Annotated in this window: 16 protein-coding genes; 9 read left to right on the plus strand and 7 right to left on the minus strand. The window is 64.8% G+C overall.

The window, feature by feature from the left end; all coding sequences use genetic code 11:
* Positions 1 to 19 precede the first annotated feature (19 nt).
* Positions 20 to 322, plus strand: coding sequence for a hypothetical protein (locus LFL96_RS16325; RefSeq protein ID WP_280996228.1), 303 nt, complete (start codon positions 20 to 22; stop codon positions 320 to 322).
* Between the two features lie 275 nt (positions 323 to 597).
* Here LFL96_RS16325 and LFL96_RS16330 read toward each other — a convergent pair whose 3' ends face one another.
* Positions 598 to 1527, minus strand: coding sequence for a CopD family protein (locus LFL96_RS16330; RefSeq protein ID WP_280996229.1), 930 nt, complete (start codon positions 1525 to 1527; stop codon positions 598 to 600).
* Entirely contained in the window at positions 1524 to 1940 is a 417-nt protein-coding gene (gene copC / locus LFL96_RS16335; RefSeq protein WP_280996230.1) for a copper homeostasis periplasmic binding protein CopC, read from the minus strand. The genes LFL96_RS16330 and copC overlap by 4 nt, the downstream gene beginning before the upstream one ends.
* Positions 1941 to 2373: 433 nt before the next feature.
* Between copC and LFL96_RS16340 the strand changes: the two genes are divergently transcribed.
* The 4 genes from LFL96_RS16340 (at position 2374) to LFL96_RS16355 (ending at position 6945) form a co-directional block, all read left to right on the plus strand.
* Positions 2374 to 3105 carry a c-type cytochrome gene (locus LFL96_RS16340; RefSeq protein ID WP_280996231.1) on the plus strand — a complete coding sequence of 244 codons (732 nt, stop codon included), beginning with the start codon at positions 2374 to 2376 and terminating at the stop codon, positions 3103 to 3105.
* 20 nt (positions 3106 to 3125) lie between these two features.
* Positions 3126 to 4424, plus strand: coding sequence for a cytochrome c (locus LFL96_RS16345; protein WP_280996232.1), 1299 nt, complete (start codon positions 3126 to 3128; stop codon positions 4422 to 4424).
* Positions 4425 to 4544: 120 nt separating this feature from the next.
* Complete coding sequence (locus LFL96_RS16350; protein ID WP_280996233.1) at positions 4545 to 5165, plus strand: hemolysin III family protein; 621 nt, start codon at positions 4545 to 4547, stop codon at positions 5163 to 5165.
* Positions 5166 to 5376: 211 nt separating this feature from the next.
* Positions 5377 to 6945, plus strand: a complete 1569-nt coding sequence (locus tag LFL96_RS16355) for a DEAD/DEAH box helicase (RefSeq protein ID WP_280996234.1) — start codon at positions 5377 to 5379, stop codon at positions 6943 to 6945.
* Between the two features lie 84 nt (positions 6946 to 7029).
* Here the strand turns inward: LFL96_RS16355 and LFL96_RS16360 are convergent, their stop codons facing one another.
* The 4 genes from LFL96_RS16360 to LFL96_RS16375 form a co-directional block, all read right to left on the minus strand.
* On the minus strand, positions 7030 to 7551 hold the full coding sequence (locus LFL96_RS16360; RefSeq protein ID WP_280996235.1) for a hypothetical protein: 522 nt from the start codon (positions 7549 to 7551) through the stop codon (positions 7030 to 7032).
* 123 nt (positions 7552 to 7674) lie between these two features.
* Positions 7675 to 8502 carry a ferritin-like domain-containing protein gene (locus LFL96_RS16365; protein ID WP_280996236.1) on the minus strand — a complete coding sequence of 276 codons (828 nt, stop codon included), beginning with the start codon at positions 8500 to 8502 and terminating at the stop codon, positions 7675 to 7677.
* Positions 8503 to 8829: 327 nt separating this feature from the next.
* Positions 8830 to 10242, minus strand: a complete 1413-nt coding sequence (locus LFL96_RS16370; protein WP_280996237.1) for an MFS transporter — start codon at positions 10240 to 10242, stop codon at positions 8830 to 8832.
* Positions 10243 to 10347: 105 nt separating this feature from the next.
* Positions 10348 to 11985 (minus strand): gamma-glutamyltransferase family protein, encoded by a 1638-nt coding sequence (locus LFL96_RS16375; RefSeq protein WP_280996238.1) that lies wholly within the window; start codon positions 11983 to 11985, stop codon positions 10348 to 10350.
* A gap of 366 nt (positions 11986 to 12351) precedes the next feature.
* On the opposite strand from LFL96_RS16375, the gene LFL96_RS16380 reads away from it, so the two are divergent.
* The 3 genes from LFL96_RS16380 to LFL96_RS16390 all read left to right on the plus strand — a co-directional run bounded on the left by LFL96_RS16380 (position 12352) and on the right by LFL96_RS16390 (position 14457).
* Positions 12352 to 13131 (plus strand): DeoR/GlpR family DNA-binding transcription regulator, encoded by a 780-nt coding sequence (locus LFL96_RS16380; RefSeq protein WP_280996239.1) that lies wholly within the window; start codon positions 12352 to 12354, stop codon positions 13129 to 13131.
* Positions 13132 to 13480: 349 nt separating this feature from the next.
* Positions 13481 to 13678 (plus strand): hypothetical protein, encoded by a 198-nt coding sequence (locus tag LFL96_RS16385; protein ID WP_280996240.1) that lies wholly within the window; start codon positions 13481 to 13483, stop codon positions 13676 to 13678.
* A gap of 143 nt (positions 13679 to 13821) precedes the next feature.
* Positions 13822 to 14457 carry a TetR/AcrR family transcriptional regulator gene (locus LFL96_RS16390; RefSeq protein WP_280996241.1) on the plus strand — a complete coding sequence of 212 codons (636 nt, stop codon included), beginning with the start codon at positions 13822 to 13824 and terminating at the stop codon, positions 14455 to 14457.
* Positions 14458 to 14520: 63 nt separating this feature from the next.
* On the opposite strand, the gene LFL96_RS16395 is transcribed toward LFL96_RS16390, so the two are convergent.
* A complete protein-coding gene (locus LFL96_RS16395; RefSeq protein WP_280996242.1) occupies positions 14521 to 14895 on the minus strand; it encodes a hypothetical protein in 375 nt (124 codons plus the stop codon).
* A 202-nt stretch (positions 14896 to 15097) separates the two neighbouring features.
* On the opposite strand from LFL96_RS16395, the gene glpD reads away from it, so the two are divergent.
* Positions 15098 to 16627: a glycerol-3-phosphate dehydrogenase gene (gene glpD / locus LFL96_RS16400; RefSeq protein WP_280996243.1), complete on the plus strand. Its 1530-nt coding sequence runs from the start codon at positions 15098 to 15100 to the stop codon at positions 16625 to 16627.
* Positions 16628 to 16631 lie beyond the last annotated feature (4 nt).

Here is a 16631-nt window from a genome sequence, read left to right on the forward strand (position 1 = left end):
ACATGCATCGGGGGCAATCATGGGCGAATTCCTTCCTGACTATCTGATCCGCGAACAGGCCGCCGTCGGCGCGCTGGTCATGTTCGGCGTGCTACGCATTCTCGGCGCGGTGCTTGCATTCGAACGCGGCTGGCGCATCTCGGTGATCGAGAAATGTTTCTTGAGCGCGGCGGTGATTTATTGCCTGCCGCAGCTGTTCGATCTGCTGACGCATCTTTACGGCTCGCGCACCGCGGGCGCGGAGCTGGAAGGCAAGGCTGCCGGCTGCGCGATCGCGCTGTTCTGCGCGCCGATTCTCGGGCATCGGCTGGGCCTGGAATAAGCCGCTCACGGGGTTTGCGGGGAGACCATCGAGCGGGCGACATCGACGTCCGCCGTTCAACGGGTAGTAACGGATGTGCTGGCCACCGCCAGGCGACCGTGTGTATTGCGCCGCACGCATTTGCCGTGCGGCGCTTTTTTATGCGGCCGATGTGGCGGTTCGGCTCGCGCGTGTGAAGCGGCCAGCCGGATTGCGCCGATTGTGTCGATTTCGTCGACCAGTGGATGTTGCACGGATGCCGCATCGCGGACGCGTGAAGCGGTCCGCCGCCCGGCTCAACCCAACGCGGCAAACGCCGGCACGCTATGCGACAACGCGGCCGCCGCGACAAACACGCCGATCATCGCAAGCGCTTCGAGATACAGCACGTTGACGAACGTATGCGCGTCCATCGTCGATGCCGTGCGGCGCAGGCGCGGCAATGCCAGCACCCGGTTCAGCCCGCCGAGCACGAGCGCCATCGCGACCAGCGTGAGCTTCAGCGTCAGCACATGGCCCCACGTGCTCTGCTCGATCGCCTCGAACGAGCCGCCCGACCCGCGCACCGCGTTGAAAATACCCGACAGCAGCACCAGCCCGACCGCGACCAGCGACACGTTCGACACCTGTGTCGCCGTGCGGATCAGCATGCCGCGCGCGGTCGACGTGCCGAGCACCGGCAGCACCGAGAGCCCGGCGGCCATCGCAAGGCCGCCCCACACGCTGGTCACCAGCACGTGCAGCGTCTGCATGCCGATCGCCGCCGACGCCACGCCCGCATCGGCCGCGTGACCGAGCGAGGCCTTGCCGGCCGCGACCGCGATCACCGCGAGCCACAGCAGCGCGTTGCGCAGCATGCCGGTCTGGCTGGTCATGGCCGTGCCGAGCAACACCAGCGCGCCCGCGAAGGCCACGCTCCAGCCGTAGCCGACATGCGTCTGCGTCAGCACGGTCGGCACTACGCCGATCGCCGCCGGCAACGCCACACCGCTCATCGACGCCGCCTGATACAGCAGCCAGCCGAGATCGGCGAGCACCAGCACGACGGTCGCGGTCAGCATCGACCGTTGCGCGCGCAACCAGGCCGGACGTGCCGGCGACACCTTGGTTTGCGCGTCCTTCGCGAGCCACGCGCCGAGTAGCGCCGACCCCACGGCGAACGCGAACGCGACATTCATGAGCGCGGCCATGGCGACCTGCCCGATCCACAATCCGTCGATGCTCATTTGACGTTGAACGAAAAGTCGCCCTGGGTCCGATGGCCGTCCGTGGCCACCGCCGTCCAATGCACCGCGTAGCGGCCCGCGCCCAACGGCGGCAGCGGCAGATGCATGACCTTGGCGTCGCCCTTATCGACCGACGCCGACGGCGCATCGGCCGGCAGGGCGGGCTTGCCGCTTGCGTCGGCCAGTTCGATGCGGCTGAACGCCGGTTCGAGCGGCTCGGTGAAATGCATGGTCAGTTCGGCCGGCGCGGCCACCGCGGCATTCGCCGCCGGCTCGCTCGACACCAGATGCGCGTGCGCGAACGCCGAGGACGCGGCCACCAGCGCGGCGACGCCGAGGGCCGACGCCGTCGTGCGCGGCGCCATGCGGAACAGCGCGCGACGCGCCATACGGGAAAGATTGAATAGCTTCATGTAAGGCCGATAGCGGATGATCAGGAAAACGGTGAAACGGAGGACGTCGAACCGGAGCGGGTCCAGGCCGGAGCCGGGTTGGTGGCAGACCGGCGCCGGGCCGGCGAGCCCGGAAGTGTACGCTTCGATGGCGCCGGCGCGCGTCGGTTCAACCTGGATTGCCGGCGAAGCGCGGCGCGCGATGCCGGCGAGCCGTTGCGCACGGCGTTTTGCGTGGAATTCGGCTCGGCCGGGATCGGGCGAGTCCCATGCCCGCAAGCACCGCATGCAACATTGCGCGCGTCAAACTGTCGCATTGCGGTGACACCCGGAGCCTTTCTCATAATGTGTCAAATAGTCAGCATCACCCTTCGATGATAGAATGCTGCGTCGCCGCAGCGCCGGCGGCCCTTCACACCGAGCCGCTCGAAGTTCGGTCAGGTCCCCGATATTGATGGAGTTACGCGTGTCTTCTAGACGCCTTTTCCGCCCGTTGCTCGCCCTTCTGCTGATCGGCTCCGCGGGTGTCTACAGCGCTGCGAAAGCGCAGACTCAACCGAAGGCCCCCGACACGATGGAAGCGCGCGTGCAAGGGTGCACGGCATGTCATGGCAGCCACGGCCAGGGTACGGACAACGACTACTTCCCGCGCCTCGCGGGCAAGCCGGCCGACTATCTGTACAACCAGCTGCAGAATTTCCGCGAAGGGCGCCGCAAGTACCCGCCCATGAACTACCTCGTCACGTATCTCTCGGACGACTACCTCCACCAGATCGCCACTTACTTCTCGCAGCAGCGTCCGCCGTATCCGCCGCCGGCCAAGCCGACGGTGTCGCAAAGCACGCTCGCGCGCGGCCAGCAGATCGTGCTGAATGGCGACGCATCGAAGCAGATTCCCGCGTGCGCGGCCTGCCACGGCAAGGCGCTGACCGGCATGGAGCCGGCCATCCCGGGTCTGGTCGGTCTGCACTCCGACTACATCAGCGCGCAGCTCGGCGCGTGGCGTTCGGGTTCGCGTCATGCGATCGCGCCGGATTGCATGCACACCATCGCCACCCGCCTGACGGACGATGACGTGAACGCCGTCGCTTCGTGGCTCGCCACGCAGAAGGCCCCACAAAACCCCGTGCCGGCTCCGGCCCGCTCGATGAAGACTCCGCTTGCCTGCGGCAGCGAACCGCAATAAGGCACCGGGAGAGACACTAAATGAAACGCAAGTCTTTGTTCGCCCTCTCGGCAGTCATCGTCGTTGCAGCTGCCGCGCTCGTCCCCGTCCTGTGGTCGGGCGGCGACAACCTGCACAACGGCTCCGCGATGGCCGCCACGCCCGCCGATCAGGCCGCGTTGATCAAGAAGGGCGAGTATCTCGCCCGCGCCGGCGACTGTATCGCCTGCCACACGGTGCGCGGCGGCAAGCAATTCGCCGGCGGCCTGCCCATGGCCACGCCGTTCGGCACCATGTTCACGCCGAACATCACGCCGGACGATCAATACGGCATCGGCAAGTGGACCCAGGACGACTTCTATCGCGCCATGCACACCGGCCGCTCGAAGGACGGCAGCCTGCTGTACCCGGGCTTCCCGTTCACGAGCTACACGAAGGTCACGCGCGCCGACTCGGACGCGATCTACGCGTATCTGCGTTCGGTCGCGCCGGTCAACGTGCCGAGCCGTCCGCACGAACTGAAATTCCCGTTCAACCAGCGCAACATGCTGATCGGCTGGCGCACGCTGTTCTTCCGTGAAGGCGAGTACAAGCCGGATCCGACCAAGTCGGTGGAATGGAATCGCGGTGCGTACCTGATCGAAGGCCTCGGTCACTGCGGCATGTGCCACACGTCGATCAACGCGATGGGCGGCCCGGTCAGCTCGGCGGCGTTCGCCGGCGGCCTGATCCCGCTGCAGAACTGGTACGCGCCGTCGCTGACGTCGAACAAGGAAGCAGGCCTCGGCGACTGGGAAACCAAAGACATCGCCGATCTGCTGAAGAACGGCGTGTCGGCCCGCGGCGCGGTGTTCGGTCCGATGGCCGAAGTGGTCCACAACAGCCTGCAGTACATGTCTGACGCGGACATCAACGCGATGGCCACGTATCTGAAGACGATTCCGCAGAAGAGCGAAGCACCGGAAACGATGCAGCTCGAAACGTCGGAAAAGTTCGGCGGCGAACTGTTGAAGCAAGGTCAGAAGATCTACGCTGACAATTGCGCGAAGTGCCACGCGGAAAACGGCCTCGGCATGCCGCCGTCGTTCCCGCCGCTCGCGAATAACCAGTCCATCCAGATGCCGTCGGCGGTCAACCCGATCCGTATGGTGCTGAATGGCGGTTACCCGCCGAGCACGGAAGGCAACCCGCATCCGTACGGCATGCCGCCGTTCGCGCAGGCTCTGTCGAACACGGAAGTGGCGGCTGTCGTGACCTACATCCGTATGTCGTGGGGCAACCACGGCACGGCCGTGTCGCCGCAGCAAGTGTCGGATCTGCGTTCGGCGCCGCTCGACTAAGCAGCGTTCGTCGCACCCTGGGCGCGGCCTGCGGAAAACGCGGCCGCGCCCTTCGTTTTTTCAGGACCGGTATCATGTGGGCTCTTCGGGTCCGATGAAACCGCGCAGGAGGAAAGAGCCGTGCATGTCGGAGAGCGTTTCAACAGCATCACCCACCTCGTCGGCGCCGTGCTGTCGGTGGCGGGGCTGGCAACGCTCGTGACGATGGGCGCGCTCGACGGCGACGCGTACAAGGTGGTCAGTTTCAGCGTGTACGGGGCGATGCTGATCGTGCTGTACGCGATCTCGACGCTGTATCACAGCGTGCGCAACCCGCGTGTCAAAGCGGTTCTGCAGAAATGCGACCATTCGGCGATCTACCTGCTGATCGCCGGCAGCTACACCCCGTTCACGCTCGTGACATTGCGCGGCCCGTGGGGCTGGTCGTTATTCGGCGTCAGCTGGGGGCTCGCCGCCCTCGGCATCGTGCAGGAACTCACGCTCGGGCGACGCACCCGCAGCGTGTCGATGGTGTTGTACGTGTTGATGGGATGGCTCGCGCTCGTGGCCGTCCGCCCGCTGGTTCAAGCTTTACCGGCAGCGGGTACCGCCTGGCTCGTGGCCGGGGGCGTCATCTACAGCGCCGGGATCTACTTCTTCATCAACGACGAGCGCATCCGGCACGGACATGGTATCTGGCACCTGTTCGTTCTGGCGGGCAGTCTGTGTCAATTCGTCAGTGTCGCGCGCTACGTCGCGTGACACGCCACGGCGGCGAAATGCAACTTAAGGCCAGTCAACGTGTCTTGATAGCGCGTTGAAGCATTCGGCACGCATTTGAGCGTGCCGCCGATTTCTCAGCGAACGGATCTGAGCCGCAGCCTCGGTCGCGCCATGCCGGCGTGTCGAAGCTGCGTCGAGGCCTGTCAGGGCCCCAGCCGCCGTTCGCGAAACTGCATTGCAAAGAGCATTTATGTCTTTTGATTCCCTCGGCTTGTCCGAACCGTTGGTCCGCGCTGTAAACGAACTCGGCTACACCACCCCGACTCCGATCCAGACCCAGGCGATTCCGGCCGTGCTCAACGGCGGCGACCTGCTGGCCGGCGCGCAGACCGGCACCGGCAAGACCGCCGGCTTCACGCTGCCCATCCTGCAACGCCTGAACAGCATGCCTGCGGTCGCGACAGGTTCGGGCAAGCGCGCGGTGCGCGCGTTGATCCTCACGCCGACGCGCGAGCTCGCCGCCCAGGTCGAGGAAAGCGTGCGCGCCTACGGCAAGTATCTGAAGCTGAAGTCGACCGTGATGTTCGGCGGCGTCGGCATCAATCCGCAGATCGGCGCGCTGCGCAGCGGCGTGGACATCGTCGTCGCGACGCCGGGCCGTCTGCTCGATCACATGCAGCAGAAGACCATCGACCTGTCGCATCTCGAGATTCTCGTGCTCGACGAAGCGGACCGCATGCTCGACATGGGCTTCATTCACGACATCAAGCGCGTGCTCGCGAAGCTGCCGCCGAAGCGCCAGAACCTGCTGTTCTCGGCGACCTTCTCCGACGAGATCAAGACGCTCGCCGACAATCTGCTCGACTCGCCGGCGCTCATCGAAGTCGCACGCCGCAATACGACCGCGGAAACGGTCGCGCAGAAGATCCACCCGGTGGACCGCGACAAGAAGCGCGAACTGCTCACGCATCTGATCAAGCAACACAACTGGTTCCAGGTGCTGGTGTTCACGCGCACCAAGCACGGCGCGAACCGTCTGGCCGAGCAACTGACGAAGGACGACATCAGCGCGCTGGCGATTCACGGCAACAAGAGCCAGTCCGCACGCACGCGCGCGCTCGCCGAGTTCAAGGACGGCACGCTGCAGGTGCTGGTCGCGACGGACATCGCGGCACGCGGTATCGATATCGATCAACTGCCGCACGTGGTCAACTTCGATCTGCCGAACGTGCCGGAAGACTACGTGCACCGCATCGGCCGCACGGGCCGCGCGGGTGCGACGGGCGAGGCGGTGTCGCTGGTGTGCGTCGACGAGTTGCAACTGCTGAAGGACATCGAGAAGCTGATCAAGCGTCCGGTGCCGCAGGAAGTGATCGCCGGTTTCGAGCCGGATCCGACCGCGAAGCCCGAACCGATTCTGCGTCGCAGCCAGGGCGGCGGTGGCGGTGGACGTTCGCCGCGCCAGGGGCAAGGCCAAGGTCAGGGTCAACGCCAGGGTCAGGCAGCGCCGAAGCGTGACGGCGCCGGCGCAGCCAAGCCGGCGCAACGGTCGGGACAGCGTCCGGCCGCGGGTCAGCAACAGCCGAAGCCGCAAGGTGCGAAGCCGGCAGGCAACGGCGGTCAGGCACGCCGCGACGGTCATCGTCATGACGAGCGGCCGCGTGCCGTGTCGCACGAAGGCGGCGGCGCGCAGCACGCGCCGCGCAAGCCGCAAGGCCAGGGCGGCAATCCGGGCGCGTTGCTCGGCGGCGGCGCGAAGCCGCGTAACGATGCACCGCGCGGTGGTCAGCCGACGCGCAGCGGTCAGCGCGGCCGTTGAGCATGCCGGACTGGCGATCGTTTGTCGTTGCGCGTTGCGTGCACGGCAGCGGCGATCGCCGGTCTTGACGCTGCACCACCGCCCCTACCGGCGTGCCGCCGCAGCCTGCTTCAGGTGCTCGATCTGCCGTTCCCAACGATCGAGCACCCTCTCCCGCTCTCCCACCAGTTCGAATGTGATACCGCTCGTCAGACGCGCGTATCGCACGCTCTGCGCTTCCGCCGTATCGATCGAGCCGCTTAGATAGACCAGGCCGCTGTCGTCGCCAGACACGGCGGCCAGCGTCACGACGCGCAACTGCACCTGATAGAACGCCTCGTCGCACACGAAGCTCAGCGCCGCGCGGCCGTTGCGCTCAATCGCGCGCGTTGCCCTCGCCTGCGGCCACAACGCGATGCATAGCGAGCGCGAGTCCGGCGCATACAGTTCGCCGATGCCCAGCAGCGACGTGCGCAGATGCCCATTCGCATCGACGCTCAATAACGACGCGGTGAACCCCGTCTTGCTCGCCAGCGACGAGCCGTCGAACAATGCGCGCACCGCGTCGGGCCATTCGTCGAACGCCGACTGATCCAGCGGACGTTCGGGTTGCAAGGAATCGCTCATGGTCGTCTCGAAGCCGATCGGCTGAAAGGAAAGATGGACAAGTCCGCATCATGCCTCGAAAAGCAAATGGCCCGCCGTTCGACACTGGCGGGCCATGTTGATGCAACCGGTGCTGCTTGCCGGTCAGCGGAAAAACACGTGCTGCGTGATCTTCGCCAACGGATAGTGCACGCCCGGCTGAATGCGCGCCGGGATATCGAGCGGCTTGAGCAGCATCTTCACGCACATGTCCGCCGACAGATTGCGCCGCACCAGCGCATTGATGCGCGCCGCCCGATCGCGGTTGTACGCCGAGTCGTGCACGCGCTCCGGATAACGCACCGCGAACACATGGCGCAACGCGATCTCCGAATCCTCGTTCTTGATCTCCATCACACGACGCATCAGCGCGCCGAGCACCGCCAGACGGCCATTGCCTTCGATCTTGTTGTACTTCTTGAAGAACTTGAAAAAGTGCTTGTAGTGACGGACTTCGTCGGTGCGGATGTTGTCGGTGATCTCCTTGAGCACCGGCTCGTCCGAGCACTCGCCGATCGCGCGATACAGCGTGGCCGTGCCGGTTTCCACCACGCAGCGCGCGACCATTTCGAGCGCGCGGGTCTTTTCGAAATCTTCCACCGAACAGGTCAGCGAATACTCTTCCATGAACTGGCGAAACGCGGTGTCCCAGTCGAACTCGGGCCACACGTAAGCGATATAGGTTTTGAGCGCCCGGCCGTGCTGCATTTCCTCCGGCTCCCACTCGTTATTGAGCCAGGCGGAAACTTCCGGATCACCGTCAAAAAAAGTACTCAAATTGCTTGTATAAAGATCAGTGCCGCTTTCGATAAACGAGGCGGCGCACAGCAGCAACAACAGATCTTCATTGGCGACGGCTTTCTGCCGGTCGACGCGGGTGAGGTCGATGTCCTCGATCCGCCAGGGCATGACATGTTTCAGCTCTGCGTGCATCGTGTTGCTCCGAAAGCTGTATCGACTCGTGGAGCGAGCCCGAACCGTCTGCTCTCGCCAGAACGGTTCGCCGTGTCGGATACAGCGTCTAGATTAGAGTTAACCCCTTGTATCTTGCATCTTAGCCGGTGTTGACCAACTCTGCAGATAACCCAGCACAGACCATGCCGGATCGGCACAGTTCCAGGCACGGGGTAGTCGAACCCTTCGGTCAGACAAAAACCTGGCGCGCATGATGAAAAAAAGCCAGCTCGTCGAGCTGGCTTTTGTCTGTCCGGCAGACCGGCCGGGTGCAACCGGCGCCGTCACCGCATCGACACTGCGCAATCAAGCGGGCTGCACCCCGCTCACCGCGCGCACGCGCCGCATGCGCAGCGCGACGATCACCAGCGATACGCCCGACAGCACCGCCGCGATCAGCACGTAATAACTCGGCGCGAGTTTGTCGCCGGTCAAGTGAATGAACGTCTCGACGATGGTCGGCGCGAAACCGCCGAAGATCGTCACGCCGATGCTGTAGCCGATCGACAGTCCCGTCGAGCGGACCTGCGTCGGAAAGATCTCGGACATCAGCGCGGGCATCGGGCCGGAATAAGCGGCCTTGAAGATGCCGGCGGTGCCTTGCAGCAGCAACAGCCAGCCGATGGTCGGATGCGATTGCAGTAGCGCGAACATCGGATAGATCAGCGCGCCCATCAGTACCGACGTCGTCAGCATGATGCGAATTCGCCCGATGCGATCGGACAGCGCGCCCATCACCGGCGACAGCAGGAACTGCAGGCCGCCGTTGAGCACCACCACCCCGAACGACGCTGCCGCCGGCATGTGCAATTGCTTGACCGCGTACATCGGCATGTAGAGCTGCAGCACGTACACGCCGACGGTGGATTGCGCGACGATGCCCACGGCGAGCAGCAGGTTGACCCATTGGTTCGCGAATGAAGCGCCATGAGCCGCTGCTTTGTCATCTGCGCCTGGAGCAATCGGAGAGGCGGCCGCACGCGCGTCGTGCCGCTCACGCTCCTCACGCTCCTCGCGTGCCTGACGCATCGCCAGAAACTCCGGCGTTTCGTCGAGGTGCGAGCGGATGTAATACCCCACCGGCCCGACCAGCAAACCGAACACGAACGGCAGACGCCAGCCCCAGCTATCGAGCTGCTCGGGCGGCATCCATGCGGTCAGCAGCGAACCGAATGCCGCGGCGGTGATCGCCGCGAGCCCCTGACTCGCGAACTGCCAGCTCGCGTAATACCCGCGACGCGACGCGCTGTGCTCGACCATGAACGCCGTCGCGCTGCCGAACTCGCCGCCTACCGCGAAACCTTGCACGAGCCGCGCGAGCAGGATCAGCAGCGGCGCCGCGATGCCGATCGATGCATACGGCGGCATCACCGCCATCGTGAAGGTGCCGACCATCATCAGCGCGATGGCGAGCGTCAGCGCCGCCTTGCGGCCTTTGCGATCGCCGTAGATGCCGAGCACCACCGCGCCGAGCGGCCGCATCAGGAACGAGATGCCGAAGGTGGCGATGGCGAGCAGCGTCGACAGCCATTCGTCGCGCAGCGGGAAAAACTGTCTGGCGATGATCGTCGCGAAGTAGCCGTAGACCAGGAAGTCGAACCATTCGAGCGCATTGCCGACCGACGACGAAAACACGATCCGTCGCACCGTCGCCCTGGACAGCGGCGCGGGCGCGGCATGAGGAAAAGGATTCGCCGACGGCGATGAGGGGGATTGCATGGCGTCTCCTGCCTGCCGCGAAATGAAGCGTAGCGGCACATCGGTGCGCGCCGCTTCATGCGTGTCGTTATCGATTGACCGCGCTTGCCCGGGCCTGCCGCGAACTCAGAACCCCGCGGCCAGCCCATCGCGGCGGCTGTCGCTCGCCGCCACATAACCGCGCTCCGGCTCGTCGCGATCCAGCTTCCAGATGTACTGGCCGGAGCCGAAGTCCATGTACGGATCGTCGACCGACTTGATCGTGTGGCCCCGCTTCTGCAATGCGGCGGCGGTGTCCGGATCGAGCGTCGCTTCGATGTCGATGGTGAAGTCGCGGTTGACCTTCCAGCGCGGCGCGTCGCAGGCGGCCTGCGGCTGCTGGCCGTAGTCGAGCATCCGCACGATCGATTGCAGATGCCCCTGCGGCTGCATGTCGCCACCCATCACGCCGAAGCTCATCACCGCTTCCTGGCGGCCGTCCACCTGCTGCGTGAGGAACGACGGAATGATCGTGTGGAACGGCCGCTTGCCGCCTTCCACGACGTTCGGCGACTTCGGGTCCATCGAGAAACCGCAGCCGCGGTTCTGCATCGCGATGCCGCTGTCCGGCACCACGATGCCCGAGCCGAAGCCCATGTAGTTCGACTGGATGAAGCTGACCATCATGCCGCGCTCGTCCGCCACGGACATATAGATCGTGCCGCCCGCCTTCGGCATGCCGAAGTCGAACTGCGTGGCGCGCTTGTGATCGATCAGCTTCGCGCGCGACGTGAGGTACGCGTCGTCGAGCATCTGTTCGGGCGTGACGTCCATGGAACGTGGGTCGGCCACGTAGCGGTAGACGTCGGCGAATGCGAGCTTCATCGCTTCGATCTGCAGATGCTGCGATTCGACGTTATCGACCGCCAGTTCCTTCACGTCGAATTTTTCGAGGATGCCCAGCGCGATCAACGCCGCGATCCCCTGCCCGTTCGGCGGAATCTCGTGCACCGTGTAGCCGCGATAATCCTTGCCGATCGGCTCGACCCAATCCGCGCGGTAGTTGCGCAGGTCGTCCAGCGTCATCGCGCCGCCGCCTTCGCGGGCGAATGCCGCGATCTGCTCGGCGATCTCGCCTTCGTAATACGCGCGCGGGCCCTGTTCGGCGAGCTTGCGCAGCGTCTTCGCGTGGCCGGGGAAGCGCACCAGCTCGCTGACCTCCGGCGCGCGGCCGCGCGGCATGAAGGTTGGCGCGAAGCCTGGCAGGTCTTTCAGTTCGGGCACGGCGGCCGCCCATTTGTAGGCGACGATGCTCGCCACCGCATGGCCGCGCTCGGCGATTTCGATCGCGGGCTCCATCAGATCGGCGAACGGCAGCGAGCCGAATTTCTGGTGCAGCGCCTCCCAACCGGCGATCACGCCCGGCACCGTCACCGAGTCCCAGCCGCGCTTGGGCTGGATCGCGAGACCGTTGTCCTCGCCGTATTTGCGCTTGAAGTAGTCGACGTTCCACGCCGCCGGCGACACGCCCGACGCGTTCAGGCCGTGCAGCTTCCGGCCGTCCCACACCAGCGCGAACGCGTCACCGCCGAGACCGCACGACACCGGCTCGACCACCGTGATGGCCGCGGCGGCCGCGATGGCCGCATCGACGGCATTGCCGCCTTTCCACAGCATGCGCAGGCCGGCCTGGGCGGCGAGCGGATGCGAAGTCGAAACGATGTTGCGCGCGAATACGGGCAGGCGCGGCGTCGGATACGGGTTTTGCCAGTTGAAGCCAGTCATGTCGAACACTCTCTAAGGCGAATTACATCAAGCCAACACAGGACCTCGAATTGCAGCGTGATCCGGCCCAAAAAACAAATTCATTTATCAAATGAATAAATGCACAAATGGCCTGAATGAATGTTTTAACGAATGACCCGACGCGATGCAGTCCGACTCGCGACATCGCTTCGCGCCAGGTCGCCCCTTATCTTATGGATGTCGCGCGAGTTCGCGGACAACCCGGGCGATGGTCTTACAATAACCCCAACCCGGCCCCAACTCGGCCTCACCCCGGCCCCACCCCGTTCACCCCGAATCCGCCTTTCCAGCTTAGCGCGTCACCGCGAAAGCCGGCGGCGACGGCAAAAAACAGAACCGAGACACATGACCCGAGACCCCCGCCTGACTCTCAACGCCCGGCAACAGGAACTGCTGGAGTGGGTGCAACGCGACGGCTTCGTGACCGTGGACGACCTCGCGGCACACTTCGACGTGACGCCGCAGACGATCCGCCGCGACGTCAACTGGCTCGCCGATATGAACCTGCTGCGCCGCTATCACGGCGGCGCGAGTCTGCCGACCAGTTCCGAGAACGTCTCGTACACCGCGCGCCAGCGCATGTTCCACGAAGAGAAACGGCGCATCGCGACGTTAGTCGCCACGCACATTCCCGATCAGGCTTCGCTGTTCATCAACCTCGGCACCACCACCGAGGAAGTCGCCCGCGCGCTCAACCGGCATCGCGGCCTGCGCGTGATCACCAATAATCTGAACGTCGCCAGCATGATGAGCGGCTATCCGGATTGCGAGGTGCTGGTGACGGGCGGCATCGTACGGCCGTGGGACAAGGGCATCGTCGGCGAACTGGCGATCGATTTCATTCGCCAGTTCAAGGTGGACTTCGCGATCATCGGCACATCGGCGATCGAAACGGACGGCACGCTGCGCGACTTCGACACGCGCGAGGTGCGCGTGGCCGAGGCGATCATCCAGCACGCGCGCACCGTGTTCCTCGCCGCCGACAACTCGAAGTTCGGCCGCCCGGCGCTGGTCCGTCAAGGGCACCTCGATCAGATCGACGCCCTCTTCACCGACGCCCCGCCGCCGGCCGAGATGACGGAGACGCTGGCCGCGGCCAATTGTCAGGTGTACGTCGCCGGGTAGGGCGGGCTCGACGGCGAGAAGCGCATGCGCGCGGCCTATTGCTCCAGGCCTTTTCCGCCATGCTGCAACGCACGCAAAACTTCGAGTGAAATCAAGCTTCTAGCCGCGGCTCCAAACCGCCTCTCTAACGGCTAATTGTCAAAGGGAAAATTTACTGGGGCCGAGTTGGTGTTTAACGTGCGGTTGACTACACTCCAGTTCCCCGGCGTCCGTTCCGCTTTTCGCGTAGCGCCGGTTGCGTGAATCTGTCGTGTGAGCCGTACTTCCCGCCTGATCCTCTAGCGGACCTCACTGGCTTCGGGCCAGTCGCCGGCAAGGCCGTCCGCGTTAGCTTGACATGGAGAGAACGATGCTGAGTCCGCATGAATTCGCCACGCTGTTGCTCGTCAAGGACGCTCCCAATCAGGTCGACATGGAGCGGGAAGAACTCGACGCCCTGCTGGAACGCCAGCTGGTGCAGCTCGAACGGCTCGCGTCGGGCAGCGAACAATGGCGCGTGACGGAAACCGGCGACAGCGCGTTACGAGCCATCAAACGTCTTTCCTAGCCTTGGCGGGCGCTGGCCGGCGCCGCCACTCGACGCATCAGATTTGATCCCGGATAAGGGGAGGCTCGCTCGAGCCTCCCCTTTTTATTGTGCGGAACACATTTACACAGTAAATTGCCGCGACGGACTTCCTACCTTCGCGCATGCCCAAAACGCTTTCCCCCGACGACATCCGGCAATTCCGCGAAGCCATGCGACGCGTGGCCGAGGACGCGTTCGCGACGCGCGGCGCGCAGGGCGTGACCATGCGTGAACTGGCGAAGGAATTGGGATGCAGCGCGATGACGCCCTACCGCTACTTCCGCGACAAGGACGAGATCCTCGCGATGGTCCGCGCGGCGGCGTTCAATCGCTTCGCGGCGCGCATCGAAGCTGCCGCGCAGCACCCGGCGGACCACACCCGGCTCGCGGTCAGCGATGCCTACGTCGAATTCGCGCTCGACGAACCGCATGCGTATCGTCTGATGTTCGATTTCGCGCAACCGGCGGGCGGCTATGCGGAACTCGACGCCGCGTCGCAGCGCGCGTGGCAAATGCTGAGCGAGCATTTCCGGCAACTGGTCGAGGCGCGGTTGCTGGAAGGCGATCCGCATCTGATCGGCTACGCGTACTGGGCAAGCCTGCACGGATTCACGATGCTGGCGCTCGCCAACCAGTTGCCATTGCCCGAGGCGCAGCAGCCGGCCGGTCATGGCGGGCCGACGAGGGAAGCGATCCTCGCGCAGATCCGCATGATGCTGTGGCGCGGCGCGCAACCGCGGCGCGCCGAAGAGTCATGAGCGCCTGACGCTTCATCGCTCCAGCAAGCGCGATTCAAACTCGCGCTCGTCAATCGTTAGCCGTTAGCCGTTACGCAAGGTTGGATCGACCGCCGCACGCCAGCTTATTGCCTTGGCGCGCTGATCGGTGAAGAAGGCCACCCATTGATTGCGCACCTGCGGATCCGTGCTAGTGCCCTGGCTCGTGTAGCGCTGCGCGAACGCCGCCTGGAAGCCGCAGAAATCGTCCTTCGAGAGCTTGCCGTGCCGATTCGCCACGTACGCGTCGAACAGCGCGGCGTAGACGCCTTGCGCATCGCTGCCGTAGTCGACCGTCTGGGCGCTGCACATTTGCTGCAGCGATACGAACGACGGTGCGCCCATCGTGCCGTTCAGGCTCGGCGAGCTGACGCATCCGGCAAGCATCGCCGCCGCGCCGATCATCAAAAGTCCACGCATGAATTCCCCTCGAAATGGCTGCTGCCGAGAGTATCGTCCGTGGCCGCGCGTTGCGCCACCATCCCGGTTCATGCGTTAGAGCTTTCCCTATGGGAACCGAACTTTACTTTTTCGAATATGTTCATTAAAGTTCGCAAACGAACACTATCGGTTCGATAGATTTTCCTAACAGCTCTTCGGACAGACGCAAAGGACACAGCAGGTGACGCAAGGCTCGAGATACGATTTGCTCGTCGTCGGCGGCGGGATCAACGGCGCAGGCATCGCTCGCGATGCGGCAGGCCGCGGCCTGTCCGTCCTGCTGTGCGAACAGGACGACCTCGCGGCGCATACGTCGTCGGCGAGTACCAAGCTGATCCACGGCGGTCTGCGCTACCTCGAGTACTACGAGTTCGGGCTGGTGCGCAAAGCGCTTCAGGAGCGCGAAACGTTGCTGCGCGCCGCCCCGCATATCATGTGGCCGCTGCGCTTCGTGATGCCGCACATGCCCGATCTGCGTCCGGCGTGGATGATCCGCGCGGGGCTATTCCTGTACGACCATCTGGCGAAACGCGAAATGCTGCCGGGTTCGCGCGGCATCGTGATGCGCAACCATCCGGCGGGCGCGCCGCTGGTCGATTCGATCAAGCGCGGCTTCGTCTATTCGGACGGCTGGGTCAACGACGCGCGTCTGGTCGTGCTGAATGCGCTCGATGCGCAGGAGCGCGGCGCGACCATCCTCACGCGCACCCGGCTGCAAAGCGCGGTGCGCGCCGGCGGCGAATGGCGCGCGCAACTCAAGCGCGGCGACGGCACGCTGCTCGACGTGCGGGCCGCCTCGATCGCGAACGCCGCCGGTCCGTGGGTCGGCGAACTGCTGCACGGCGCCCTCGGACGCGAAGCGACGCACAGCGTGCGGCTCGTGAAAGGCAGCCACATCGTCACGCGGCGCCTGTTCGATCACGATCACGCGTACATCTTCCAGAATCCGGACAAGCGGATCATCTTCGCGATTCCGTACGAACACGACTTCACGCTGATCGGCACGACCGACATCGAATACGGCGGCGATCCGTCGCAAGTCGCGATCACCGCCGACGAAACGCAGTACCTGTGCGACTCGATCAACCGCTATTTCAAGCAGAAGATCTCGCCTGCCGACGTGCGCTGGACCTACTCGGGCGTGCGTCCGCTGCTGGAGGAAGAAGGCGCGGACAACCCGTCGGCGGTGACGCGCGACTACTCGCTCGAACTCGACGCGCCGTCCGGCGAAGCGCCGCTGCTGTCGGTGTTCGGCGGCAAGATCACCACGTTCCGCAAGCTCGCGGAAGAAGCCGTCGACAAGCTCACGCAGGCGCTGCGCAAAAGCGCGCCGTCGTGGACTGCCGGCGCGGCGCTGCCCGGCGGCGACATGCCGAACGCGAACTTCGAACGCTTCCTCAGCGAATTCCGTCAGCAATATCCGTGGCTCGCGGCCGATCTCGCGCATCGCCTCGCCCGTGCCTACGGCACGCGCGTGCGCCAGGTGGTCGGCCAGGCGCGCTGCGTCGCGGACCTCGGCCGCGCATTCGCGCCGGGTCTCTACGAAGCCGAACTGACTTATCTGCGCGATACCGAATGGGCGCGCAGCGCGCAGGACGTGCTGTGGCGCCGCTCGAAACTCGGCCTGCACGTCGAACCCGGCACGCTCGACTCGATCACGCAGGAAATCGACGGCTGGTTCGCAAGAGAACCGTCGAAGCAAAGCGCCTAGCAGA

The organism is Paraburkholderia sp. D15 (assembly GCF_029910215.1).
In the GTDB taxonomy this organism is placed as follows: domain Bacteria; phylum Pseudomonadota; class Gammaproteobacteria; order Burkholderiales; family Burkholderiaceae; genus Paraburkholderia.